This is a genomic window from Lentzea sp. NPDC058436, from assembly GCF_042721515.1.
GTDB lineage: Bacteria > Actinomycetota > Actinomycetes > Mycobacteriales > Pseudonocardiaceae > Lentzea.
This window is the reverse complement of the sequence record NZ_JBHXLF010000002.1, coordinates 616,716-640,389: the sequence shown is the minus strand read 5'-3', so window position 1 is coordinate 640,389 and position 23,674 is coordinate 616,716. Positions and strand designations below refer to the sequence as shown.

Annotated in this window: 20 protein-coding genes and 1 pseudogene; 14 read left to right on the top strand and 7 right to left on the bottom strand. The window is 70.8% G+C overall.

The features are described from left to right. The first annotated feature begins 129 nt into the window (after window positions 1-129). The 11 genes and pseudogenes from ACFWN2_RS10475 (at window position 130) to menC (ending at window position 14,689) form a co-directional block, all read left to right on the top strand. A complete protein-coding gene (locus tag ACFWN2_RS10475) occupies window positions 130-1,506 on the top strand; it encodes a serine hydrolase domain-containing protein (RefSeq protein WP_382426473.1) in 1,377 nt (458 codons plus the stop codon). Beyond that, window positions 1,503-2,360, top strand: a complete 858-nt coding sequence (locus ACFWN2_RS10470) for a serine hydrolase (protein WP_382426471.1) — start codon at window positions 1,503-1,505, stop codon at window positions 2,358-2,360. The genes ACFWN2_RS10475 and ACFWN2_RS10470 overlap by 4 nt, the downstream gene beginning before the upstream one ends. Beyond that, a complete protein-coding gene (locus tag ACFWN2_RS10465; protein ID WP_382426469.1) occupies window positions 2,357-3,928 on the top strand; it encodes an ABC transporter substrate-binding protein in 1,572 nt (523 codons plus the stop codon). The genes ACFWN2_RS10470 and ACFWN2_RS10465 overlap by 4 nt, the downstream gene beginning before the upstream one ends. Next, on the top strand, window positions 3,925-4,896 hold the full coding sequence (locus tag ACFWN2_RS10460) for an ABC transporter permease (protein WP_382426468.1): 972 nt from the start codon (window positions 3,925-3,927) through the stop codon (window positions 4,894-4,896). Before ACFWN2_RS10465 ends, ACFWN2_RS10460 begins: the two co-directional genes overlap by 4 nt. 52 nt (window positions 4,897-4,948) lie before the next feature. Next, the gene (locus ACFWN2_RS10455; RefSeq protein WP_382426467.1) at window positions 4,949-6,775 is read left to right on the top strand and encodes a dipeptide/oligopeptide/nickel ABC transporter permease/ATP-binding protein; all 1,827 of its coding nucleotides are present in this window, start codon (window positions 4,949-4,951) and stop codon (window positions 6,773-6,775) included. After that, window positions 6,772-7,467, top strand: a pseudogene (locus ACFWN2_RS10450) (ABC transporter ATP-binding protein); the annotation flags it as partial. The gene ACFWN2_RS10455 and the pseudogene ACFWN2_RS10450, both read left to right, overlap by 4 nt. A gap of 8 nt (window positions 7,468-7,475) precedes the next feature. After that, complete coding sequence (locus tag ACFWN2_RS10445; protein ID WP_382426466.1) at window positions 7,476-8,507, top strand: dipeptidase; 1,032 nt, start codon at window positions 7,476-7,478, stop codon at window positions 8,505-8,507. Then, complete coding sequence (locus ACFWN2_RS10440; protein ID WP_382426464.1) at window positions 8,504-11,722, top strand: serine hydrolase; 3,219 nt, start codon at window positions 8,504-8,506, stop codon at window positions 11,720-11,722. Before ACFWN2_RS10445 ends, ACFWN2_RS10440 begins: the two co-directional genes overlap by 4 nt. Further along, window positions 11,722-12,786 carry a M20 family metallopeptidase gene (locus ACFWN2_RS10435; RefSeq protein ID WP_382426462.1) on the top strand — a complete coding sequence of 355 codons (1,065 nt, stop codon included), beginning with the start codon at window positions 11,722-11,724 and terminating at the stop codon, window positions 12,784-12,786. Before ACFWN2_RS10440 ends, ACFWN2_RS10435 begins: the two co-directional genes overlap by 1 nt. Next, a complete protein-coding gene (locus ACFWN2_RS10430) occupies window positions 12,783-13,589 on the top strand; it encodes a GNAT family N-acetyltransferase (protein WP_382426460.1) in 807 nt (268 codons plus the stop codon). The genes ACFWN2_RS10435 and ACFWN2_RS10430 overlap by 4 nt, the downstream gene beginning before the upstream one ends. Beyond that, a complete protein-coding gene (gene menC, locus ACFWN2_RS10425; protein ID WP_382426459.1) occupies window positions 13,586-14,689 on the top strand; it encodes an o-succinylbenzoate synthase in 1,104 nt (367 codons plus the stop codon). The genes ACFWN2_RS10430 and menC overlap by 4 nt, the downstream gene beginning before the upstream one ends. A gap of 83 nt (window positions 14,690-14,772) precedes the next feature. Here the strand turns inward: menC and ACFWN2_RS10420 are convergent, their stop codons facing one another. The 4 genes from ACFWN2_RS10420 to ACFWN2_RS10405 form a co-directional block, all read right to left on the bottom strand. Continuing rightward, the gene (locus ACFWN2_RS10420; RefSeq protein WP_382426457.1) at window positions 14,773-15,810 is read right to left on the bottom strand and encodes an alpha/beta hydrolase family protein; all 1,038 of its coding nucleotides are present in this window, start codon (window positions 15,808-15,810) and stop codon (window positions 14,773-14,775) included. After that, on the bottom strand, window positions 15,807-16,160 hold the full coding sequence (locus ACFWN2_RS10415; protein ID WP_382426456.1) for a hypothetical protein: 354 nt from the start codon (window positions 16,158-16,160) through the stop codon (window positions 15,807-15,809). The genes ACFWN2_RS10420 and ACFWN2_RS10415 overlap by 4 nt, the downstream gene beginning before the upstream one ends. A gap of 1 nt (window position 16,161) precedes the next feature. After that, entirely contained in the window at window positions 16,162-16,629 is a 468-nt protein-coding gene (locus ACFWN2_RS10410) for a TetR/AcrR family transcriptional regulator (RefSeq protein ID WP_382426455.1), read from the bottom strand. Between the two features lie 129 nt (window positions 16,630-16,758). Beyond that, window positions 16,759-17,157: a hypothetical protein gene (locus ACFWN2_RS10405; RefSeq protein ID WP_382426454.1), complete on the bottom strand. Its 399-nt coding sequence runs from the start codon at window positions 17,155-17,157 to the stop codon at window positions 16,759-16,761. Between the two features lie 184 nt (window positions 17,158-17,341). Between ACFWN2_RS10405 and ACFWN2_RS10400 the strand changes: the two genes are divergently transcribed. Together ACFWN2_RS10400 and ACFWN2_RS10395 are read left to right on the top strand one after the other, a co-directional pair. Further along, a complete protein-coding gene (locus ACFWN2_RS10400) occupies window positions 17,342-17,971 on the top strand; it encodes a DUF3159 domain-containing protein (protein WP_382426453.1) in 630 nt (209 codons plus the stop codon). 28 nt (window positions 17,972-17,999) lie between these two features. Then, window positions 18,000-18,881 carry an NAD(P)-dependent oxidoreductase gene (locus ACFWN2_RS10395; RefSeq protein WP_382426452.1) on the top strand — a complete coding sequence of 294 codons (882 nt, stop codon included), beginning with the start codon at window positions 18,000-18,002 and terminating at the stop codon, window positions 18,879-18,881. Between the two features lie 637 nt (window positions 18,882-19,518). Here the strand turns inward: ACFWN2_RS10395 and ACFWN2_RS10390 are convergent. Together ACFWN2_RS10390 and ACFWN2_RS10385 are read right to left on the bottom strand one after the other, a co-directional pair. After that, window positions 19,519-19,932 (bottom strand): DUF1761 domain-containing protein, encoded by a 414-nt coding sequence (locus ACFWN2_RS10390; protein ID WP_382426451.1) that lies wholly within the window; start codon window positions 19,930-19,932, stop codon window positions 19,519-19,521. Window positions 19,933-19,978: 46 nt separating this feature from the next. Then, window positions 19,979-21,028: an aldo/keto reductase gene (locus ACFWN2_RS10385; protein WP_382426449.1), complete on the bottom strand. Its 1,050-nt coding sequence runs from the start codon at window positions 21,026-21,028 to the stop codon at window positions 19,979-19,981. 182 nt (window positions 21,029-21,210) lie between these two features. Between ACFWN2_RS10385 and ACFWN2_RS10380 the strand changes: the two genes are divergently transcribed. Further along, the gene (locus tag ACFWN2_RS10380; protein ID WP_382426447.1) at window positions 21,211-22,818 is read left to right on the top strand and encodes a PucR family transcriptional regulator; all 1,608 of its coding nucleotides are present in this window, start codon (window positions 21,211-21,213) and stop codon (window positions 22,816-22,818) included. On the opposite strand, the gene ACFWN2_RS10375 is transcribed toward ACFWN2_RS10380, so the two are convergent. Next, window positions 22,766-23,632 (bottom strand): LysR substrate-binding domain-containing protein, encoded by an 867-nt coding sequence (locus ACFWN2_RS10375; RefSeq protein WP_382426445.1) that lies wholly within the window; start codon window positions 23,630-23,632, stop codon window positions 22,766-22,768. The genes ACFWN2_RS10380 and ACFWN2_RS10375 overlap by 53 nt on opposite strands. Window positions 23,633-23,674 lie beyond the last annotated feature (42 nt).

The window sequence follows — 23,674 nt, the reverse complement described above, 5'->3', positions numbered from 1 at the left end:
CTCCTGACGGGTTCGTCCGCGTGGACAGATCCGGGGAGCCAGATTCGTCGGCCGCGACGAAGAGCAGCCGAGGGCGTCGAACCTAGCGTTGCCGGTGACCGGAGTCACGTCGACCTGGATGGGGCGCGAATGTCCAAGCTCAGCGAGATCAACGAGTGGCTGCGGGAGAACCTGCCGCGACTGGCCGCCGAGCACGGCGTGCCGGGGGCGGCGGTGGCCGTGACCGTCGGCGACGACGTGGCCGAGGCCGCTGCCGGCGTGCTCAACAAGAACACCGGCGTCGAGACGACGACCGACTCGGTGTTCCAGATCGGGTCGATCACGAAGGTCTGGACGACGACCCTCGCGATGCAGCTCGTCGACGAGGACCTGCTGGACCTCGACGCGCCCGTGCGGGACTACCTGCCCGACTTCAGGATCGCCGACGAGGACGCCGCCACGCGGATCACCGTGCGGCAGTTGATGAACCACACGGCGGGCTTCGAGGGCGACCTCTTCACCGACACCGGCCGCGGTGACGACTGCGTGGAGAAGTACGTCGCCACGCTGCACGACACGCCCCAGCTCTTCGCTCCCGGCGAGATGTTCAGCTACAACAACGCGGGTTACGTCGTGCTCGGCCGGATCGTGGAGGTCATGCGCGGCAAGTCGTACGACGACTGCCTGCGCGAGCACCTGTTCGCGCCGCTCGGCCTGACGCACGCCGCCGCGGACGCCTACGAGGCGATCATGCACCGGGCCGCGGTCGGGCACCTCACGCACGACGAGGAGGCCGGGCCGCAGGTGGCGCCGGTGTGGGCGCTCGTCCGGTCCAACGCCCCTGCCGGGTCCGTGCTCGCGATGAGCGCCCGCGACCTGCTGAAGTTCGCCCGGACGCACCTGAACGACGGCGCGGACGTGCTGTCGTCGGCCAGTGCCGCGGCCATGCGGCAGGTCCAGGTGAAGGTGCCGGACCTGGCGTTGATGGGCGACTCCTGGGGCCTGGGCTGGGAGATGTTCCACTATCCACAAGCGACGGTCATCGGCCACGACGGCGGCACGATCGGCCAGAACGCCTTCCTGCGCCTCGTTCCCGAGCACGGCGTGGCGATCGCGTTGCTGACCAACGGCGGCAAGACGATCGACCTGTACGAGGCCGTCTTCCGGCACGTGCTGCGCGAGCTCACCGGCGTCGAACTGCCCGCGATGCCCGAACCCGCCGCCGAGCCCGCGTCCCTGGACGGCAAGCGCTTCACCGGCGTGTACGTCTCGTCGGTCGGCGAGCGCGTCGTCACGCAGGACGAGGACGGCCGGATCTGGATGGAGCTCGTGCCGAAGGGGATCATGGCCGAGCTGAGCCCGGAGTCGGCGGGCAGGACCGAGCTGGTGCCGTGGCGCGGCGACACGCTCGTCGCGGCGGAACCGGTGCACGGCATCCACATGCCGCACGCGTTCGTCGGTGACGACGGCGACGGGCGGGCGTTGTTCCTGCACACCGGCCGCGCGGACCGCCGGGTGAGCCCGTGATCGCGGAGGCCTTCGCCGAGGCGGGCGTGGAGGGCTTCGTCCACGCCCGCGAGATCGGGGCGGACGGGCGGGAGTTCTGCCACGGCGCGGACGACCAGGTGGTGCTGGCGTCGGTGTTCAAGATCCCGGTCGCCGTCGCGTACGCGGCCGAGGTCGCGGCGGGCAGGCTCGACGAGACCGAACGGACGCGCGTCACGTCCCGCTACCGCATCGGCGGCATCGGCACCGCGGGGTGTGCCGACGACGTCGAGATGAGCTGGCGCGACCTGGCGCTGTTCATGATGACGATGAGCGACAACGCCGCGACGGACGTCGTCTTCCACCGCGTCGGCCAGGCCGCGGTCGACGGAGTGCTCGCCCGGGCCGGTCTGGAACGCACCCGGATCCTGGGCTGCTGCGAGGACCTCTTCGCCTCGGTGGTCGCGGACCTGGGCACCGAGGACGTCGAGAACGCCCTCCAGGACCCGGAACTGGTCCCGAAGCTGTCCATCGTGGACCCCGAGCGCACCACTTCCTCGACGCCGAGGGAGATCACCACGTTGCTCGACGCCATCTGGACCGACCGCGCCGCCGCACCCGAGGCGTGCGCGGAGGTCAGGGCGATCATGGCCCAGCAGGTCTGGCCGCACCGGCTCAGCTCCGGTTTCCCCTCCGACGTCCAGGTGGCGGCCAAGACCGGCACCCTGCCGACCGTGCGCAACGAGGCCGGCGTCGTCGCCTACCCCGACGGCCGTTCGTACGCCGTCGCCGTCTTCACCCGCTCCCCGTCCCTCGCCCAGCGCGACCCCGCCGCCGACGCGGTGATCGGACGCGCGGGACGCCTCGCCGTCGACCACCTCCGGAGGACCTCATGAAGCGCGCGGTGGCCGTGCTCGCGGCCGTAGTTGTTGTGGCCGGGTGCGGCACAGCCGGTACGACCGGCAACCAGAACCTCGCCGAGGGCAAGACGTTCACGATGTCGGTCGGCGCCGATCCTGGCTCGCTCGACCCGGCGCTGACGGTCCTGTCGGTGGCGCGGCAGGTCGGCCGGTTCCTCTACGGCAGGCTGATCGAGCGCACCTCGGACGGCCAGATCGTCTCCGGTCTCGCCGAGAAGTGGGACGCCACCGTCACCTCCGCGACCTTCACGCTGCGCCAGGGCATCACGTGCGCCGACGGCTCCCCGCTGACGGCCGCGGACGTCGCCGCGAACATCACGTTCGTCGGCGACCCTGCGAACAAGTCGCCGCTCGCGGGCATCCAGGTCCCGCCCGGCACCACGGCCACGGCGGACGAGGCGACCCGCACCGTCACCGTGAAGAGCGGTGCCCCGGACGCGTTCCTGCTGACCAACGTCGGCACGCTGCCGATCGTGTGCGCCAAGGGCCTCGCCGACCGCTCGTTGCTCGTCAAGGGCGAGCAGGGCACGGGCATGTTCAAGGTCTCCGAGATCGTCCCGAACGACCACTACACGCTGGAGCGGCGCAAGGACTTCGCGTGGGGTCCCGGCGACTGGCAGACCGACCAGCAGGGTTTGCCGGACAAGGTCGTGATCCGGGTGATCGCGAACGAGACCACCGCCGTGAACCTGCTGCTGCAGGGCCAGCTCACCGCCGCCACGGTCGCGGGCCCCGACCAGGAACGCCTGACGGCGCAGAAGCTCGACCACGTCGACGGCGCCACCCCGCTCGGCACGCTGACGTTCAACCAGGCCCCCGGACGGCCCGGCCAGGACCTGGCGGTGCGCCGTGCGCTCGTGCAGGGCCTCGACCTCGCGCAGGTCGGCAAGGTGCTCACGAGCGGCAGGGGCAGGCCGTCGAAGACGCTGGTGACGGTCGAACCCCGGCCGTGCACCGGGGACAACGTCGGCCCGAACCTGCCGAAGTTCGACAAGGCGGCCGCGGCGAGCGCGCTGGACGCGGCGGGCTGGCGCGCGGGAGCGGACGGCACGCGGGCCAAGGACGGTCAGCCGCTGGCGGTGAAGTTGTTGCAGCCCACCGTCGCCGGCCCCACGCTCACCTCGACCGCCGAGCTGATCCAGCAGGCGTGGCAGGGGATCGGCGTGAAGGTCGAGATCGCCCCGGTCGACGCCGCCGGCATCAACCAGACGCTGTTCGGCACGGGCGCGTGGGACGTGTCGATGATCCCGCTGACGCTGTCGCTGCCGAGCCAGCTGGTGTCGTTCGCGTCGGGCCCGGTGCCTCCGGAGGGCGTGAACTTCGGGCACGTCAAGAACGCGGAGTTCGAGTCGGAGTCGAAGCTGGCCGCGTCCAAGGCAGGCGCGGAGGGCTGCGAGAACTGGAACAAGGCCGAGTCCGCGCTCGTCAAGGACCTCAGCTTCGTGCCGTACTTCGACGCCGTCGTGCCCACGTTCCTCAAGGGCGCCAAGGCAACGCTGAGCGACAGCCTCGACCCGACCTCGATCAGGATGCTCGCCTCATGACCACGCTGGAACGGGTGCGGGGCAGCACGTGGCTGTCCTTCGCCCGGCGGCGCGCGGTCCGGTTCCTCACCTCGCTGTGGGTGCTGGTGACCGCCGCGTTCCTGATGATCCACCTGATCCCCGGCGACCCGGTCCGCGAGTCACTGGGCCTGACCGCCCCACCGGACGTCGTCGCCGCCCGCCGCGCCGCGCTCGGCCTCGACGACCCGCTGCTCGTGCAGTACTGGCACTACGTCAGCGGCTTGTTCCGCGGCGAGTTCGGCACCTCGCTGATCAGCGGAACCCCGGTCGCCTCCCTCATCGGCGACCGGCTGCCCGCGACCGTGCAGCTGGCGGTGCTCGCGTTCCTCGTCGTGGTCGTCGTGGCCGTGCCGGTGGGCGTGCTGATGGCAGTCCTGACGAAGGGCGGCCGCCGCCGCGGTGGCGAACTCGCGTTCACCTCGGGCAGCGTGGTCCTGGCGGCGATCCCGGAGTTCCTGCTCGCGGTCGGCCTCGTGAGTCTTCTCGCGGTGCAGCTCAACCTGTTCCCGGTCGCGGGCAACGACGCCCCCGGCTCGTGGGTGCTGCCGGTGCTGGCGCTGGCGATCGGGCCGGCCGCGGTGCTCGCCCGGATCGTGCGGGTGGAGCTGCTCGCCGTGCTGGGCAACGACTTCGTGCGCACCGCACGGGCCAAGCGCCTGCCGCCACGGCTGGTGTACCTGCGGCACGCGCTGCCCAACGCCGTCACCGCGACCCTCACGCTGGGCGGCATGATGCTCGCGGGCCTGGTGGCGGGGACCGTGCTGGTGGAGAACGTGTTCGCGTGGCCGGGCCTCGGGTCGACGATCGTCGGCTCGATCCAGCAGAAGGACTACCCGGCGGTGCAGGGCATCGTGCTCGTGTACGGGGCCGGGGTGCTGGTGGTGAACCTGGTGGTGGACGTGGTGCTGGGGATGCTGGATCCGCGTTCGACGATCAGGGAGGCGTGATGCGACCCCTCCGCACGTCCGGCCCGACGCGTTCGACGATCAGGGAGGCGTGATGCGCCGCCTGGCAGTGCTCCGCTCCCCCGTCGGCGCCTCGTCCGCCGTCCTCCTCCTCGTCCTCATCGCCCTCGCGATCTTCGCCCCGATCCTCTGGGGCGACCGCGCCGCCGCCATCGACACCGACTCCCTCCAGCAGGGCCCGTCCGCGGACCACCTGCTGGGCACCGACCAGCTGGGCCGCGACATCTTCTACCGCGTCCTGGTGGCCACCCGGCTCACGATCGGCCTCGCCTTGCTGGCCACGGTCATCGGCGTGGGCCTCGGTCTGGTCCTGGGCTCAATCCCGTCCGTGCTCCCGAGGTGGGCGGCACGGATCGTGACGTCGGCGGTGAACATCGCGGTGGCGTTCCCCGGACTGTTGCTGGCGTTGTTCTTCGCGGTCATCTTCGGCACCGGCACGATCGGCGCGGTGCTCGCCATCGCGTTCGCGATCACGCCGTCGTTCGCCCGCCTCACCCAGACCCTCACGGCCTCCATCAGCGGCCGTGACTTCATCAAGGCGGCGCGGGTGTGCGGGGTGGGCCGGTTCCGGCTGCTGACGCGGCACGTGCTGCCCAACATCGCCGAACCGCTCGTCATCAACGCCACTCTCGCGGCGGGGTCGGCGCTCACGGCGTTCGCCGGGCTGTCGTTCCTCGGGATCGGCGTGCAGGCCCCCTCCTACGACTGGGGACGGCTGCTCGGCGAGGGCCTCAACCGCATCTACATCACCCCGGCTCCCGCACTGGGGCCGGCGATCGCCGTCGTGCTCGCGGGGCTCGCGTTCAACCTGTTCGGCGAGGCCGCCGCGTCGGTGCACCGCGACCAGCGGCGAGGCGCCGCGACCAAGCCGCACGAGCCCGTAGACGACCGGTCAGAGGGCGGGCTGCTGACCGTCCGGAACCTGCACGTGACGTTCCCCGGCGACATCAGGCCCGTGCGCGGGGTGTCGTTCACCGTCCACAACGGAGAGATGATCGGCGTGGTCGGCGAGTCGGGTTCCGGCAAGAGCCTCACCGCGCTGGCCGTGTCCCGGCTCGTCGAGCACCCCGGCCGAGTCACGGCGGACCGGCTGGAGTTCAACGGCAAGCCCGTGCAGAAGACCCCGGACCGCGAGCTCGGCACGCGGATGGCGATGGTGTTCCAGGACCCGATGACGTCCTTCAACCCCACGCGCCGCATCGGCGGCCAGCTCGCCGAGGTGTCCGAGGTGCACCAGGGCCTCACCCGCAAAGCCGCGCTGGACAAGGCGATCGACCGGCTCAAGGCCGTGCGGATCCCGGAGGCCGAGCGGCGGGCCAAGCAGTACCCGCACGAGTTCTCCGGCGGCATGCGGCAGCGGGCGATGATCGCGATGGGGCTGATGGGCGAACCGCAGCTGGTGATCGCCGACGAACCCACGACCGCGCTCGACGTGACCGTGCAGAAGGAGGTTCTCAGGCTCCTCGCGCGGATCCGCGAGGACCGGGACGCGGCCGTGTTGCTGATCAGCCACGACATCACCGTCGTCGCGCAGACCTGCGACCGCGTGCTGGTGATGTACGCGGGCCGGATCGTCGAGGAGGTGCCGACCGACGAGCTGTTCACGGCCGCGCGGCACCCGTACACGACGGCGTTGCTCAAGGCGGTTCCCGACCTCGACACGGACAGGGACGCGCCGCTCGCCGTCATCCCCGGACGGCCTCCCGAGCCCGGTGAGATCCGGCAGGGGTGCCCGTTCGCGCCGCGCTGCCCGCTCGCCGACGACCAGTGCCGGACCGAGGAGCCCGAGCTCGTGACGTTCGACGAGGGCCACCGGGTCGCGTGCTGGAAGTCCGAGAGCGAACTGGCGGGTGTGCGATGAGCGAGCTGAGCTTCACGAACGTCACCGTCCGCTTCGGCCACCACACGGCGGTCGACGACGTCAGCCTCACCGTTCCGGCCGGTCAGGTCGTGGGTCTGGTCGGCGAGTCTGGGTCGGGCAAGTCCACCCTCGCCTCCACGGCGGTCGGCCTCGTCAAGCCGACCTCGGGGCACGTGCGCGCGGACGGCAAGGTCCAGATGGTCTTCCAGGACCCGTACTCGTCGCTCGACCCGAGGATGAGCATCGGCAACTCGATCGCCGAGGCCATGCCGCGCGGCACGAACAAGAAGGCGGAGGTCGCACGGCTGCTCGAACTGGTGAACCTCGACCCCGGCCGGGCGAGTTCGCTGCCGGCGAGGCTGTCGGGCGGGCAGCGGCAACGGGTCGCGCTCGCCAGGGCGCTGGCGGGAAACCCCAGGGTGGTCGTCGCCGACGAGATCACGTCCGCGCTCGACGTGTCCGTGCAGGGCGCCGTGCTGAACCTGGTGCGCGACCTGCAGCGGCAGCTCGGCCTGTCCATGCTGTTCATCTCGCACAACCTCGCGGTCGTGCGGTACGTGAGCGACCGCATCGCGGTGATGAAGGCGGGCAGGATCGTGGAGGAGGGACCGGCAGGACAGGTGCTCGCGGATCCGCGGCACGAGTACACGCGCGAGCTGCTCGCGGCCGCGCCGAGACGCCACACCGGGCTGGAGGCTTCATGATCGACGATCTGCACGGGCGCAGCGTCGTCGCGGACACCCACAACGACCTGCTCGACGCGATCGCGCACCGCCCGGTCGAGCGCTGGGTGCCGCACTTCCGCGAGCGGTGGCTGCCGCAGCTGCAGCAGGGCGGTGTGAACCTGCAGGTGCTGCCGGTGTTCGTCGACGACGTGTTCCGCCCGGAAGGCGCGCTGCGGCAGACGTTGCGCATGATCGAGGCGGCCCACCGCGTCGCCGCTGCTAGCCCGGAGGCCAGGCTCTGCTTCACCGGCACCGACATCGACGACGCCCTGGCGAACGACCGGATCGCGCTCGTGCTCGCGCTGGAGAGCGCGCCGGGCGTCGGTGAGGACGTGGAGCTGCTCGGGACCCTGTACCGGCTGGGTGTGCGGATCGCGTCCCTCGCCCACTTCGGCCGCACCCCGCTGGCCGACGGCAGCGGCGAGGACGGCACCGGCAGCAGGCTGACCAGGGCCGGAGTCGCCGCGCACGCCGAGATGGAACGCCTCGGCATGATCTTCGACGTCAGCCACCTCGGCGCGGCGGGCGTGGAGCACGTGCTGGAGCTGTCGACCCGTCCGGTGATGGCGACCCACTCGTCGGCACGGGCGTTGCGCGACCACCACCGCAACCTGACCGACGCCCAGCTGAAGGGCATCGCGGACACCGGTGGCGTGGTGTGCGTGAACTTCTTCGCGCCGTTCCTGCACGAGTCCGACTTCACGATCGACCGCCTGGTCGACCACATAGAGCACATCGCCGGCGTCATGGGCGTCGAGCACGTCGGCCTCGGCCCGGACTTCGTCAAGGAGGTCCTGGAGGACGTCACGCCGCCGTGCTGCGAGACCCAGGTCATCGAGGGCGTCCCGACCGACCGGTTCCTGCCGGGGCTGGAGGGACCGGCGGGCCTGCCGCTCGTCACCGAGGCGTTGCAGAAGAAGGGCTGGCCGGAGGACGACATCGTCCGCGTCCTGGGCCAGAACGTGCTCGACCTGTTCCGAACCGAACTGAGGGGATCCGCATCGTGACCACCATCGAGGACCTGTACGGCCACGCGCTGCCCGAGCAGCCCGCCCTCTCCCCCGACGGTTCCGAGGTCGTCTACGTCCTGCGCACCACCGACCGCGAGAACGACCGCGACGAACGGGCGCTCTGGCGGCTGGTGAACGGCACCGCGAAGCAGCTCACCAGGGGCAAGGCCGACACGTCACCGGCATGGTCGCCGGACGGCAGGCTCGCGTTCCTGCGCGCCCAGGACGGCCCGGCGCAGATCTGGCTGCTGGACGGCGAACCGGAGCAGCTCACGACCCTCCCCCTCGGCGCCGGCGCTCCCGTGTGGAGCGCGGACGGCACGAAGCTCGCGTTCACCGCCCCCGTCGACATCGCGGACGCCAAGGCGCCGATCGTCACGAAGCGCCTGGCGTACAAGGCCGACGGACCCGGCTACCTGCGCAGCCTCCGCTCGCACGTGCACGTGCTCGACCTCGAAAGCCGTGAGGTCCGGCAGCTCACCGACGGCGACTGGCACGCCGGCGCGCTCGCGTGGTCACCGGACGGCGCGAAGATCGCGTTCACGGCGGGCCGGGACGACGACGCGGACCTCACGTTCCGGGCCGGCGTGCACGTCGTCGACGTGGACGGGCGCTCCGAGCCGGTGCTCACCGGGCTCGCGGAGGGCCAGGCCGGGACGATCACCTGGGCGCCGGACGGCCTGCTCGTCGTCGGGCGGACCACCGCCACGTCCGGGCACCTCAGCCTGCTGCACCTGTCCTCCGGCGGCGAGGTGCGCGACCTGTCGGCGCCGCTGGACCGCAACGTCATGCCGGGCGCGGCGGGCTACCCCGGCAGTCTGCCCGTCCTGTCCGGGGACACCGCGTACTTCTGCGCCCGCGACCGGGGCTGCACCCAGCTGTACGCCGTGAACCTCGACGGGGGTGAGCCGCGGCTGGTGCTGGGCGGGGACTCCCGCGTGGTGACGGGACTTTCGGTCTCCGGGGACACCGCGGCCGTCGTCCTGGGCACGTCCACGTCGTTCGGCGAGGTCGCCACCGTCGATCTCACCACCGGCGAGGCCACCGTCCACACCGGACACACCGAGGCCGCGCGGTTCGTGCGCGAGGAACGCGAGTTCACGATCTCGGACGGCACGGTCGTGCACGGCTGGCTGGTCCGCGACCCGGAGCGCACCGGTCCGCTGCCGCTGCTGCTGGACGTCCACGGCGGCCCGCACAACGCGTGGAACGGCGCCGCCGACCCGGTCCACGCCTACCACCAGGTGCTGGCGCAGGAGGGCTGGGCGGTGCTGCTGCTCAACCCGCGCGGCAGCGACGGCTACGGCGAGGCGTTCTACCAGGCCGCGCTCGGCGCGTGGGGCACGGCCGACGCGAAGGACTTCCTGGAGCCGCTCGACCAGCTGGTCGCCGAGGGTCTCGCGGACCCGGACAGGCTGACGGTCACCGGCTACAGCTACGGCGGTTACATGACCTGCTACCTGACCAGCCGCGACTCCCGGTTCGCCGCGGCCGTGGCGGGTGGCGTGGTCAGCGACCTGACGAGCATGGCGGGCACGTCCGACGCCGGCCACTACCTGACCGCGCAGGAACTGGGCGGCACCGGCGACCACCTCGCGGAGATGTCACCGCTGACGCGCGTCGGCGAGGTCCGCACGCCGACGTTGATCTACCAGGGCGCGTCCGACGACCGGTGCCCCGTGGGTCAGGCCGAGCAGTGGTTCACCGGGCTGCGCCAGAACGGCGTTCCCACCGAACTGGTGCTGTACCCGGACGAGTCGCACCTGTTCATCCTCACCGGCAAGCCGTCGCACCGTGAGGACTTCAACCGCCGCGTGGTCGACTGGGTGCGTGAGCACGCGGAGAACCGCAAGCCGCTCGACGCGAAGCACTGGCAGCGCAGGCTTTCCGCGATCGCCGCGAAGCACGGCGTGCCCGGCGCGACGCTCGGCATCCTCTACAAGGGACAAACCGTCCAGGCGCACCACGGCGTGCTGAACACCGCCACCGGGGTCGAGGTCACCGACGACACGATCTTCCAGATCGGCTCGATCGGCAAGGTGTGGACGACGACGGTCGTGATGCGGCTCGTCGACGAGGGTCTGCTCGACCTCGACGCGCCGATCACCGACGTGCTGCCGGAGCTGAAGCTGTCTGATCCGGTGGTGGGCCAGAAGGTGACCATGCGGCACCTCCTCACGCACACCAGCGGCATCGACGGCGACAACTTCACCGACACCGGCCGCGGTGACGACTGCCTGGAGCGCTACACCGAACTGCTCGCAGACGCGGCCCAGAACCACCCGCTCGGCGCCACCTTCTCCTACAGCAACGCGGGTTTCGTGCTCGCGGGCAGGGTGATCGAGAAGCTGACCGGCAAGACGTGGGACGTCGCGATGCGGGAGAAGCTCTTCGCGCCGCTCGGGCTCACCCGCACCGGCACGCTGCCGGAGGAGGCGCTGCTGCACCGCGCCGCCGTCGGCCACGTGAAGAACGAGGGCAAGCTCGAAGTGGCTCCGGTGTGGGCACTCCCGCGTTCGGTCGGACCGGCCGGGACGATCTTCTCGACCACCGAGGACGTGCTGGAGTTCGCCAGGATGCACCTCGCGGGAGGCCTGGCGCCGGACGGGACGCGCGTGCTGTCCGAGCAGTCCGCGGCCGTCATGACCGAGAAGCAGACCGACGTGCCCGACAAGAACGTGCTGGGCGACTCGTGGGGCGTCGGCTGGATCCGGTTCGACTGGGACGGCCACCGGCTGATCGGCCACGACGGCAACACGATCGGGCAGTCCGCGTTCCTGCGCCTGCTGCCGGAGCACGACCTCGCGGTCACGTTGCTGACCAACGGCGAGGGCGCCCGCGAGCTGTACCTGGACCTGTACCGGGAGATCTTCGCCGACCTGGCGGACGTCGCCATGCCGCGCCCGCTGGAGCCGGCGGCCGAACCGCCGTCCGTCGACACCGCGCGGTTCACCGGGAAGTACGAGCGGGCCTCGATCACCCTCGACATCTCCGAGGGCGAGAACGGGCTGGTGCTGGACGTGACGCCCACGGGTCCGCTGGCCGGTCTGTTCCCGAAGCCGCCGCAGGTCTCGCTCGTGCCGGTCGACGACTCGACGTTCCTCTTCCGCGAGAGCACGGACAAGACCTGGTCGTCCCTCGTGTTCTACACGCTGCCCACCGGGGAGCAGTACGTGCACATGGGTGTCCGCGCCACGCCGAAGGTGTCCTGATGAGCTTGATCGACGACATCGGACGGCTCGTGTCCTGCGAGTCGCCGTCCACCGACCTGGCCGCGGTCGCCCGCAGCGCCGAAGTCACCGCCGAGGTGGGTTCCGCGCTGCTGCGCTCCGCGCCGGAGCGGATCGTGCTCGACGGCCGCACGCACCTGCGGTGGCGGCTGGGTTCGGGGCCGCGCAAGGTGTTGCTGCTCGGCCACCACGACACGGTGTGGCCGATCGGCACCCTGGAGCGGATCCCGTTCGGCATCGAGGACGGCGTGCTGCGCGGGCCCGGCTGCTTCGACATGAAGACCGGTGTCGCGATGATCTTCCACGCCGTCGCGGCGCTGGGATCTCCTGACGGCACAACGGTTCTCATCACCGGCGACGAGGAGATCGGCTCGCCGTCGTCGCGCGGGCTGATCGAGACCGAGGCCGTGGAGCACTCCGCCGTCCTGGTCTGCGAGGGCTCTGCGGACGGCGGCGCGCTGAAGACCGAGCGCAAGGGCACGTCCATGTACGAGGTGACGTTGCACGGCCGCGCGTCGCACGCCGGGCTCGAACCCGAACGCGGCGTGAACGCCACGATCGAGGCAGCGCACCAGATCCTGGCGGTCGCGCAACTGGCCGACCCCGCCACCGGGACGACCGTCGTGCCGACCGTCCTCTCGTCCGGCACGACGACGAACACCGTTCCCGCGCAAGGCAAGTTCATGGTCGACGTGCGGGTGCGGACCATCGCCGAGCAGCTCAGGGTGGACGAGGACTTCAAGGCGTTGCGGCCCGCGCTCGACGGGTCGAAGGTCGAGGTGTCCGGCGGACCCAACCGCCCGCCGATGGAACTGACCGCGTCCGGCGCGTTGTTCGACCTGGCCGCGCGACTGCTGCCCGGCGTCACACAGGCCGCCGTCGGTGGTGCCTCCGACGGCAACTTCACCGCGGGCGTGGGAGTTCCGACGCTCGACGGACTAGGCGCCGTCGGCGGAGGGGCACACGCCGAGAGCGAGCACGTGCTGGTGTCGGAGCTGGTCCCGCGCACCGACCTGCTCGCCGCGCTCGTGAGGGAGCTGACATGACCGTGGTGACCAGGAACGTCGTGGTCCGCCAGCTCACGGAGTTCGCGGAACTCCTCGCCACACAACGTTTGTACGAGTCGATCTGGCGGCCGACCGGCGACGGCGGCACTCCCCCGGTCACCGCCGAGCTGCTGCGCGCGATGACCAAGGCCGGCAGCTACGTCGCCGGCGCGTTCGACGGCGACACCCTGGTCGGTGCGTGCATCGGGTTCTGCTCACCGCCCGCCGCAGGCGCGTTGCACAGCCACATCGCCGGTGTGGCGGCGGGCATGCGGGGCCGCAACGTCGGCTACGCGCTGAAGCTCGACCAGCGGACGTGGGCGCTCGAACGCGGCCTCACCGAGGTCAGCTGGACGTTCGACCCCCTGGTGCGCCGCAACGCCTACTTCAACCTGGGCAAGCTCGCCGCCGAAGCGACCGAGTACCTGCCCGACTTCTACGGTCACATGGACGACGACATCAACGGCGGCGGCGAGACCGACCGCCTGCTCGTCAGCTGGCGCATCGGCTCGCAGGAGGTCGGCGCCGCGTGCGCAGGGCGGCCGCGAACCGTGAGCGCGACCGGTGTCGTCGGGCTCGGGATCTCCGAGGACGGACTGCCGGTGCGCGGGGTGTGTTCCGGCGGCACGGTCCTGGTAGCCGTCCCACCCGACATCGAGACGCTGCGGGCCACGAACCCGGCCGCGGCGAACGAGTGGCGCTACGCCGTGCGGGAGGTGCTCGGCGACCTGCTCGCCGGCGGCGCCCGCATCACCGGGTTCGACAGGTCGGGGTGGTACGTGGTCGAGAGGAGTGGTTCGTGAAGCTGGACGGGGTGGAGCTCCGCTGGGTCGACATGCCGCTGAGGTCGCCGTTTCGCACCTCGTTCGGCACTCAGACCGTGCGGCAGCTGCTGTTGTTGCGGGCCGTCACGGACTCCGGCGACGGCTGGGGCGAGTGCGTCGCGATGGCCGAACCGGTGTACTCCTCGGAGTACCTGGAGGGCTGCGCGGACGTGCTGCGGCGGTACTTCGTGCCCGCGCTGACCGGACAGGTCGACGGCATATCGGTGGCACCGCGCCTGAAGCGGTTCTACGGCCACCGGATGGCCAAGGCAGCACTGGAGATGGCGGTGCTAGACGCCGAACTACGCGCGCGTGGCGTGTCGTTCGGCCGTGAGCTGGGCGCGATCCACGACCGCGTGCCGTGCGGGGTGTCGGTCGGGATCATGGACTCGATCCCCGAGCTGCTGAGCGCGGTCGGCGGCTACCTCGACGAGGGCTACGTGCGGATCAAGCTGAAGATCGAGCCAGGCTGGGACATCGCCCCCGTGCGGGCAGTGCGCGAGCGCTTCGGCGACGACGTGCTGCTGCAGGTAGACGCGAACACCGCCTACACCCTCGGCGACGCAAGGCACCTGGCGCGACTCGACCCGTTCGACCTGCTGCTGATCGAACAACCGCTGGACGAGGAGGAACTGCTGGCCCACGCCGAGCTGGCCAAGGTGGTCAAGACTCCGATCTGCCTGGACGAGTCGATCACCTCGGCGTCGTCCGCCGCCGACGCGATCAGGCTAGGCGCCTGCCAGATCGTCAACATCAAGCCCGGCAGGGTCGGCGGCTACCTGGAGGCGCGGCGCATCCACGACGTCTGCGCGGCGAACAACATCGCGGCGTGGTGCGGCGGAATGCTGGAGACCGGCATCGGCAGGGCGGCGAACGTGGCGCTGGCGGCGTTGCCCGGCTGCACGCTGCCCGGCGACACGTCGGCGTCCGACCGCTACTACCGGATGGACGTCACCGAGCCGTTCGTGCTGGACGACGGCCACCTCACCGTGCCGACCGGGCCTGGGTTGGGCGTGACCCCGGTTCCGGACGCGCTGGAGGAGGTCACGGTGAAGACGGAGTGGATTCCTGTGGCGTAGCAGCTGCGCTGTTCGAGTTCGCTGGGGAACGTACTGGCACGTTCAACGCATGGTTCTGCTCCCTGCCCGCGGCACCGCGCCCGTCACCACCAGAGGGCGGTGAGCCGCCTGGTCAGAACCGGTGACAACGTGCCGTCCGCGGTCGTCATCGCGTGCCCCACGTCCGGCAGGACCACGCGGTGGCCGACCACGGCGGCGAGTTGGTCGGTGGTGTGGCAGGGCACCTGGGGATCCAGCGCGCCACAGGTCAGCAGCACGGGCATCGGCCGCAGCCTGCGTGCGACGTCGGGCGGGAAGTAGGCGTCCACGGACGTGATGTAGCGGCGGCTCGGCCCTGCCAGCGCTTGGAAGAGCGCGGCGAGTGACGGCGGCATGCCCGTGGTGTCGACCGGTCGGTTGCCGCGCAGGTCGGTGACGGCCAGATCGATCGCACGGTCCGCGGCCCGCCCCTCGTCCTCGGTCATGGCACCCGACTCGACCGCCTGCCCTGTCTGGTCGTGCAGTTGCATCGCCAGCACGTCCAGCATCCGCAACGCCAAGGGCTGCAACATGATCAGCGCGGCGGCACGCCTCTCGCGGGAAGCATCGGCGGCGAGCACCAGCGCGGTCAACGCTCCCTCGCTGTGGCCGGCGAGCGCAACCCGGCGCGGAGCCACCTCCCCGCGGCCCTGCAGGTAGTCGCGAGCGGCGGCAGCCTGCCGGACGAACGCCGGGTAGTCGATCTCCTGAGGGCGCCCAGCCCACTCCCCCAGCCCGGTGCGGCCGGTCCCGTACTTGTCGAACCGCAGGGTCACCACGCGATCGCGGGCCAGCACGCCAGCGAGATCACGGATGGTGTTCGGCGTGAAGGCCGGAGGCTGGTTGCCGTCACGATCGGCCGGCCCGCTACCGGGCAGCAGCAGGGCTGCGGGCAGCCGCTCGCCACGGCGGCGCGCCGGCACGTGCAACGTCCCGTAGGTGGTCGTGCCGTCGACGACGAAGGAGACCTCCTCGTCCTGCGCCGGCACCCACCTGTCGTGAACCGCTGAGGCGGCAAGGGCGGTCGTGGGCGGTAACGCGACCGTGGCACCGGCCGCCGTGGACACCACCGTCGCCAGCGCCACCGCGGCTTGGGCGATCATCGGTTCGTCGCCTTCTCCACCATCGCCACCACGGCGCGCGGGTCGTCGACCTCGACCACCAGCCGGGCATAGGTCTCGTCGGCCAACTCCACGACCACGGCCTTCTGCGCGTCGCGCACCGCCCAGAAGACCTTCTCGCCCTCGTGGTGGAACGTGCCCGCGGTGATGACCTTGGGCACGTGCGTGCCCGGCGCCCGGATTCCCTTGGGCTCACCCAGAATCCCCGGATCCACCGTGGCGCCCCGCACGTTCGCCAGAGGGATGGTCAACCGGCTCTTCAGAGCCCACAGCTTGTCCAGTCCCTCCATCTCCACCACCAGGTCCTCGCCCTGCACGCTGACCACCGCCATGTCAGATCCCCTCACCAGGCACCGTTTCCGGCGCGTCCTGTTCGGCCGGGACGTCGTGGCGCCCGGCATCGGGCCGGCGACGCAGCCACCGGCCCAGCAGCACCTCGGTGGCCGCCGGGTCGCCAGTCGCCTCGTCGATCTCGGCGAAGACCGACGACACCAACTCGGCCACCTCGGCGTCGTCCGGCGCGCGATCCACCGCGGCGAGCAGCAGCAGGTCCCACGTCAGGACACCCTCCGGCTGCACCGCTCTGGCGAGGTGCGGACGCACCTCCCGCTCGACGTGCCGGCGCAACGCCGCCAGGTACACCCCGCGCTTGCTGCCGAACACGCCGTAGAGGCTGTTGCGGTGCACGCCGAGCCGCTTGACCAGGTCGTCGATCGAGACACCGTCGTAGCTGCGACTGGCGAACAACTCCGCGGCCGCCTCGACGACCTCGTCCACGTCGAATGACCGTCGCCGTCCCATGAGGCAACCCTAGTGTTTTTAGGAACGGTCGGTCAAGAACGAGCGTTCCTAAATTTTCGACAGTGACCCGGACCGCTACTCAGGCGATCACCGGCCCGCTGCACCATGTGCACCTCGCAGCGCATCGGGTCAAGCGCCTGCACTCGTCCTGCTCGCGAACGAGGTGACCGCGGCGGCCACCAGCAGGACGGACACGATCATCAGGTGCAGCTTGGGCGGGAAGTACTCGAAGAACACCAAGCACAGCACGAACCACGCGGCGACCAGGGCGATGCTCAGCAGCTGTCCGAGAAATCCGCTCAGGAAGTCGGAACCCGTTCCGATGACGATCAGGGCCAGGACCGCGAAAGCCACCTGTCCCAACGAGTAGGCCGTGTGGAGACCGTAGTAGTAAGTGGACTCGGCTCCAGGCGGCCGCTCTCCCCTCCAGTACTGCTGCAGCACGTCCACGAAGAAGTGCAGGACGGCGGAGAGGAGGAGGTATCCGTAGGACGAGTGCAGCAGTACTTTGTGGACGGTTGCTGTCATGGTGTTGCCGCGTCTCCTGCGTTGAAGCGGACTGAGGTGGCCAAGGGCACCGTGTCACCGGGGTTGTCCGCTTGGCAGCGCCCTGGTCAGCCTGGGTCCTGTCACTCCCCTGGTTCGTCAGGGCTCTCGCTCGATCCGTGTGTTCAACGCCAAAGTCGTTGGACCACAACGTCGAAGGGCACCCATGAACCAGGCAGCGCCAGACTGGCAGACCACGGCGTCGAGCGGGACGCGTCGCACGGCCGCCCACGTCGCGGAGATCGCCGCGGACGTCGCACCGGCGTTGCTGTACACCGTCGTGTACGGCATCAGCGGGAACCTCGGTCTCGCCGTCGCACTGGCGGTGAGCGCAGGCGTGGCTGTCACGGTGTCTCGGATCGTGCGCCGGACGGCCCCGTGGCGGGCGCTCGCCGCCCTCGCGTTCGTGCTCGTCGGGGCCCTGCTGGCGGTGGGCACGGGAGAGGCGTCCGGCTTCTTCCTCTCCCAGATCCTGTTCGGTCTCACGGCGAGCACGCTCAACGCCGTGCTCTCGGCACTGCGGTTGCCGCCCGCCGGTCTGATCATGGGACTCGTCACCAACGAGGGGCTGCGCTGGCGCCGATGCGCCCACCGCGTGAGCGGCTACACCGCCGCGAGCCTGATCTTCCTGGCCGCGCAGGTGCTGTCCACCGCGACCTCGGTGTTGTTCTACCGCATGGACGACATCGTCGGGCTGGGGATCGTCGACATGGCCAACGCCGTGGTCTTCAGCGTTGCCGTCCTGATCGGCTGGCGGGCGTATCGCCGCATCGTCGGCGATCACGTCTGCGCTTGAGAAGCGCTCCACAAGAGGAGATACCACCATGACCACCGGTCACGTGGACGCGGCAACGATCGCGGTCGGCTTCGTCGGTCTGGGCGACCAGGGTCTGCCCATGGCCACCGCCATCGCGGAGGCCGGGTACCCCCTGCAGGTCTGGGCGCGACGCCAGGCGAGCATCACCGCGCTTGGCAACGCCCCGAGGACCGCGCACCCCGACGTCCGCTCGCTGGCGGCGGCGAGTGATGTCGTGATCCTCTACGTGCCCACGGACGACGACGTTCTCGCTCTGCTCGCCACCGACCTCATCGGCGCGGCGAAGCCGGGAGCGATCATCGTCAACGCCGGCACCGGCACTCCCCGCAACGCCGCGCGTGCCGCGGAGCTGTGCGCGGAGGCGGGCCTGCACTTCCTCGACGCCCCGGTCAGCGGCGGCCGGATCGGTGCCGAAGCAAGGAACCTCACGACGATGGCCGGGGGTCCGGTGGAGACGTTCAACACCGCGAGACCGATCTTCGACACCTACTCCGCCCACGTCCTGCACCTCGGTGGGCACGGCGCCGGCCAGACGGCGAAGCTCCTCAACAACGCTCTGCTGATGATGAACCAGGCGAGCATCGCCGAGATCCTCGAACTGGCTGTACGTCTGGGAATCGACCCGATCTCCCTCGCCGAGTGTCTCAAACTCGGCAGCGGCGCCTCGGAAGCGCTCACCCGGATGCCCACGAACAGCGAGGTGAGCCTTTCCGGCACGGCGACGCACCTGGCTCAGGTCGAACTGCTCGACATGGAGCTGTTCGACGAGGCGATGAACGACGCGGGCGTCGACGCGGCGGCGGCCACCGCCCGTGGGATCGCCGGAGCGTCGAGCCTCGTGTCCGTCGTGGCCCTCCTCAATCCGTTGGACCACATCAGAACGTGGTGAAGTCACTCCGTCAGTTCACGCTCCAGCGGGGTGCGCATCCGCGGTATCACTCGGAACCCGCCCAGCCATGTCGCGCAGCGTTCCGCGGGCTGGTCCACCAGTTCCCGTTCCTCCGCCGACACCCTCCCCAGCAGCCGGTGCACCACCTCGCCGGTCGCACGCTGAGCCCAGCCACCGACGATGCGCCAGGTCGTCCTGCAGTTGCTGGTGCAGCCGTGGCTCAGCGGCGCTCAGCTGCTGTGCCGTCGCGGAGCCGAGGCCCCGCAGGGCAGCTTCCGTCGCCGTTTCCACTGCCGTAAGCCACTTTCCGGCTCCGGCACGTTCTCCGGGTACCCCTGCTGCGCGAATTGCCGCACCAGCAGTCGTCGTTGCTTCGCGGCGACGTCCCCTGAGCAGCCGTGCTGCACCACTGCCGCGGTGTGCAGGTCCGTGACGAACACCGTGCGGCGCATGCCGAGCAGCCGCAGAGCCGCGCGCTCCTCGTACAGCGCGCGTGCAGCGCGACCACGCCCGCGATGGCATCGCTGATCGTGGCGGCGGGCTTGGCGAGGTGGTGGCGGACACCGAGACGTGCCCGGCGCTGCTCGACACCGATCTTCAGCGGCATCTGCGTTTCTGTCGTCCGTCCGGGACGGTGTCAGATCAGGACGAGGGCGAGGCTGGTGATAACGCTGCCGACGAGGAAGTACGGCGCGTTGAGGACGCCGTAGCGCAGCGGATGCGGGAAGTTCGGGTTGATCGCGATGTTGAAGGTCATCGCGGCGAGGTACCCGACGCCGACGATCACGCCGAACGCGAGCGCGTCACCGACGGAGGTGATGCGCAACGCGGCGAACAGCAGCCCGCTGGTCAGCACGTTGACCACAGTGCACACCAGCGGGCCGATCCCGTCGACGGTGCGACGTTCGGGAGCCGGCGCGTTCTCACGGCCGAGCGCACTGGCGTACTGCCGCGGGATGACGAACATGAAGTACACGGCGCCCAGGCCGGCGAGCACGACCGTGGACACGGCGACGGCGATCCAGTTGATCTCGGACACAACGGCGAACATTGTTCTCTTCCTTCTGTTCTTGTGGTGGTGTGGGCACTTCAGGGCGTCACTGCGTGGGTAGTTGCCGTGCCGCGCGGGTGTCGACGGTGCGGCGCCGGAGACCGGGCTGGGTGATCGACGGCGGGGCGTAGGCCACGTCGATCGGGCCGACGTCGGTACCCGGCGGCACGATCTCGTCGATGCGGTCGAGCACGTCGTCGGCGAGGAGCGTGTCCGCTCCCGCGACGAGGTCGTCGAGCTGGTCGAGGGTGCGGGGGCCGATGATCGCGGAGGTGACCGCGGGATGGCCGGTCACGAACGCCAGTGCGAGGTGTGGCAACGAGAGTCCGGCTTGGTCGGCGACCTGGGCGAGCGCTTCCACGGCGTCGAGCTTGCGCTCGTCGGTCATGTGCCGGCGGGCCCAGTGCAGGCGGCCGGCTGAGGCGGTCTCGGCGTTGCCCCTGCGCAGGCGGCCCGCGAGCAGGCCCATCGCGAGCGGGCTCCACACCAGCACACCGAGCCCGAAGCGCTGGCAGACCGGGAGGATCTCGCGTTCGATCTCGCGGTTGAGGATGGAGTAGTGCGGTTGCTCGGTGCGGAAGCGGGCGAGCCCTCGCCGCTCAGCAACCCATTGGGCGTCAACGATGTCCGAGGCGGGCAAGTTGGAGTGACCGATGGCGCGGATCTTGCCGGCGCGAAGCAGGTCGGTCAGCGCGGCGAGGGTTTCCTCCACGTCGGTGCCGGGTTCGGGGTGGTGGGCTTGGTAGAGGTCGATGTGGTCGACCCCGAGGCGACGCAACGATCCTTCGACGGCGGTGACGATCCAGCGGCGGGAGCTGCCGCGCTGGTTGGCGTCGGCGCCCATGGGGCCGTTGAACTTCGTGGCGAGGACGACGTCGTCGCGGCGTCCTCGCAGTGCCTTGCCGACGATCTTCTCCGACTCGCCGTCACCGTAGACGTCCGCCGTGTCGATCATGTTGATGCCGGCGTCGAGGGCGCGGTGCACGATGCGGACGCAGGCGTCGGGGTCGGGATTGCCGTACGGGCCGAACATCATCGTGCCCAGGACATAAGGGCTGACCTGGATGCCGGAACGTCCGAGCGGACGGGTTCGCATTCGTTCTCCTGCGGTGGATGGCGGCGCCGACAGTCCCTCGGCAGCGGTGGTGCACCGGTGTCGTCCGGCGATGAGAACGACGATGTCACCAGAAGAGGACAGAGAACGTCCGCTACTCCTGGGTGGTTCCAATTGGCCAACACCACTTGGATTCCCTTGTAGACAGTTGGCAAGGTGAAGGCATGAGCCCGCGAACAGGCCTCACCCGCGTCCTGGACGACCTGGGCACCACCCTGATCGACCTCGTGCGCGGAGACCCCGGCCGGTCGGCCCACGTCGGCGGCGTCGTGATCCACGACCCGGACGACGACCAGGTGCTGCCGCCGTCCGCGCTGGTGCTGGGCGTCGGCGTGCGGGACCCGGCGGAGGTCCTCGACGCGCTGGGCGCGGAAGGCGCGGTCGCGCTCGTCGTGCGCGGCCCGGTCGTCGTCACCGAGGAACTGGCCGCGGTGGTGGACCGTTCCGGCGTCGCGTTGCTCGGACTGGCGCCTGGCGCGTCGTGGACGCAGCTCGCCGCGATGCTCCGCTCGCTGCTCGCCGAGGGTGAGGTCGACCCGTCGGAGACCTTCGGCGGTGTGCCTGCCGGTGACCTGTTCGCGCTGGCCAACGCCGTGGCGTCGCTGATCACCGCCCCGGTGACGATCGAGGACCGCAGCTCTCGCGTGCTCGCGTTCTCCGGCCGCCAGGACGAGGCGGACCCGTCGCGCGTCGAGACGATCCTCGGCAGGCAGGTGCCGGCTCGGTACTCGCAGCTGCTGGAGGCGCGAGGGGTGTTCCAGCAGCTCTACCGCAGCGACGAACCCGTGACCATCGAGGAGCTGCCCGCGGACGACGGGTCGTTCTGCCTGCCTCGCGTCGCCGTGGCGGTGCGGGCGGGTGACGAGTTCCTCGGCTCGATCTGGGCCGCGGTGCGTTCGCCGCTGTCAAAGGACAGCACCGCCGCCTTCCGCGACGCGGCGAAGCTGGTGGCGTTGCACATGATGCGGCAGCGCGCGGGCGCCGACGTCGAACGCCGGCTGCGCGCGGACCTGGTCTCGACCGCCGTGGAGGGAGGTGCCGGCGCGGCGGAGGCGGTGCGGCGGCTCGGTCTGGCCGACCAGGACTGCGTCGTGCTGGCACTGGCGTTGTCCCACTCGCACGGCGACGACCCGGCCGCGCACGCCCGTCTCCTGGCCGAACGCCAGCAGGTCGCCGACGCGTTCGCCATGCACCTGACGGCCGTGCACCCGCGCGCCGCCGCCGCGTTGATCGGTGACGTCGCCTACGCGATCCTGCCCGCGAAGTCCGAGGTCAGGGCCATGCGGATCGCCGCGGACTTCCGCAACCGCATCGGGAACCACGTGGTGGTCGGTGTCGGCGAGGTCTCCGACGGACTGACGCTGTCGCGGTCACGGGCCGGTGCGGACCTCGTTCTGCGGGTGCTGCGGGCCGGGCGCTCCTCGCTGCCGGTCGCGCGGGTGTCCGACGTGCACAGCGAAGGGCTGCTGCTGGAACTGTCGGACCTGATCGCCGAACGCGGGGACAGTCTGACGGGACCGGTCGCGCGGCTGATCGACTACGACCGCAAGCACCACGCCTGCCTGGTCGAGACGCTCGGCGCGTGGCTCGACGCGTTCGGCGACGTGGCCGCCGCGTCCGCCGCCGTTTTCGTGCACCCCAACACCTTCCGGTACCGGCTGCGGCGGTTGTCGGAGGTCGGGGAGATCGATCTCGGCGATCCGAACGCGCGGTTCGCGGCTATGCTCCAACTTCGGTTGTGGCGGCCAGATGGCGCTGCGCCAGTGCGATGAACGCACTCGTCGACGGGTGCGGTGCCGCCGCCGGCCACGCCAGGTGCACGACGATCGGGTCGGCGTCGGTCAGCGGCAGGTAGGTCACGCCGGGGTGCGGGTGGTGGTGGCTGGTCCCGGCCGCCGTGACCCCGACCGTCGTCCCGGTCGCGATCGACGTCAGCCACTCGACCACGCCCGGCACGTCCACGGTGCGCGGCCTCGCCCCGGACGGCCAGAGGTCGGCGCTGGTCGTGGCCGCCGTCTCGCAGACCGCCACGCACTCGCCCACCAGGTCGGCGAGCACCAGGGCGTCGCGGGTCGCCAGCGGGTGGTCGTCCGCCACGGCCGCGACCCGCGGTTCCTCGATCAGCGCCACGTGGTCGACACCGGCCTGCGCCGGGCTGGTGCGCAGGACCGCGATGTCCGCGTCGCCCCGCCGCAGCGCCGCCTCCGGGTCGTCGGCGCGGCGGATGCGCACCAGGACGTCCGGGTGCGCCGCCCTCCACTCGCGCAGGAACGGGATGGTGAACCGGCCGAGCGCCGCCCAGGCGAAGGTGAGCCTGATCGGCTGGGGTCTGGTGGCCTCGGCCAGCGCCGTGTCGAGCGAGGTGAGGATGCGGTGGCTGTGCTCCCACAGGCGGCGGCCCGGTTCGGTCAGGGCGACGTGCCGGGTGGTGCGTTCGACCAGCCGCACGCCGATGCGCCGCTCCAACTGGTCGAGCGTGCGGGAGAGCGCGGGCTGCGTGACGTGCAGCGCGAGGGCGGCCGCCGTGATCGAGCGGTGGTCGCCGATCGCGGCCAGCGCTCGCAGGTGACGCAGCTCGACATTCATGACCACCGATCATAAGTGCTGCACGAACGGCATTTCACTGCT

Coding starts and splice junctions, on each gene's coding strand:
- ACFWN2_RS10395 (WP_382426452.1), top strand. CDS start 18,000: ATGACCACCGGTCACGTGGACGCGGCAACGATCGCGGTCGGCTTCGTC.
- ACFWN2_RS10415 (WP_382426456.1), bottom strand. CDS start 16,160: ATGGCGGTGGTCAGCGTGCAGGGCGAGGACCTGGTGGTGGAGATGGAG.
- ACFWN2_RS10420 (WP_382426457.1), bottom strand. CDS start 15,810: ATGATCGCCCAAGCCGCGGTGGCGCTGGCGACGGTGGTGTCCACGGCG.
- ACFWN2_RS10410 (WP_382426455.1), bottom strand. CDS start 16,629: ATGGGACGGCGACGGTCATTCGACGTGGACGAGGTCGTCGAGGCGGCC.
- ACFWN2_RS10385 (WP_382426449.1), bottom strand. CDS start 21,028: ATGCGAACCCGTCCGCTCGGACGTTCCGGCATCCAGGTCAGCCCTTAT.
- ACFWN2_RS10445 (WP_382426466.1), top strand. CDS start 7,476: ATGATCGACGATCTGCACGGGCGCAGCGTCGTCGCGGACACCCACAAC.
- ACFWN2_RS10465 (WP_382426469.1), top strand. CDS start 2,357: ATGAAGCGCGCGGTGGCCGTGCTCGCGGCCGTAGTTGTTGTGGCCGGG.
- ACFWN2_RS10380 (WP_382426447.1), top strand. CDS start 21,211: ATGAGCCCGCGAACAGGCCTCACCCGCGTCCTGGACGACCTGGGCACC.
- ACFWN2_RS10475 (WP_382426473.1), top strand. CDS start 130: ATGTCCAAGCTCAGCGAGATCAACGAGTGGCTGCGGGAGAACCTGCCG.
- ACFWN2_RS10430 (WP_382426460.1), top strand. CDS start 12,783: ATGACCGTGGTGACCAGGAACGTCGTGGTCCGCCAGCTCACGGAGTTC.
- ACFWN2_RS10375 (WP_382426445.1), bottom strand. CDS start 23,632: ATGAATGTCGAGCTGCGTCACCTGCGAGCGCTGGCCGCGATCGGCGAC.
- ACFWN2_RS10460 (WP_382426468.1), top strand. CDS start 3,925: ATGACCACGCTGGAACGGGTGCGGGGCAGCACGTGGCTGTCCTTCGCC.
- ACFWN2_RS10405 (WP_382426454.1), bottom strand. CDS start 17,157: ATGACAGCAACCGTCCACAAAGTACTGCTGCACTCGTCCTACGGATAC.
- ACFWN2_RS10390 (WP_382426451.1), bottom strand. CDS start 19,932: ATGTTCGCCGTTGTGTCCGAGATCAACTGGATCGCCGTCGCCGTGTCC.
- ACFWN2_RS10400 (WP_382426453.1), top strand. CDS start 17,342: ATGAACCAGGCAGCGCCAGACTGGCAGACCACGGCGTCGAGCGGGACG.
- ACFWN2_RS10455 (WP_382426467.1), top strand. CDS start 4,949: ATGCGCCGCCTGGCAGTGCTCCGCTCCCCCGTCGGCGCCTCGTCCGCC.
- ACFWN2_RS10435 (WP_382426462.1), top strand. CDS start 11,722: ATGAGCTTGATCGACGACATCGGACGGCTCGTGTCCTGCGAGTCGCCG.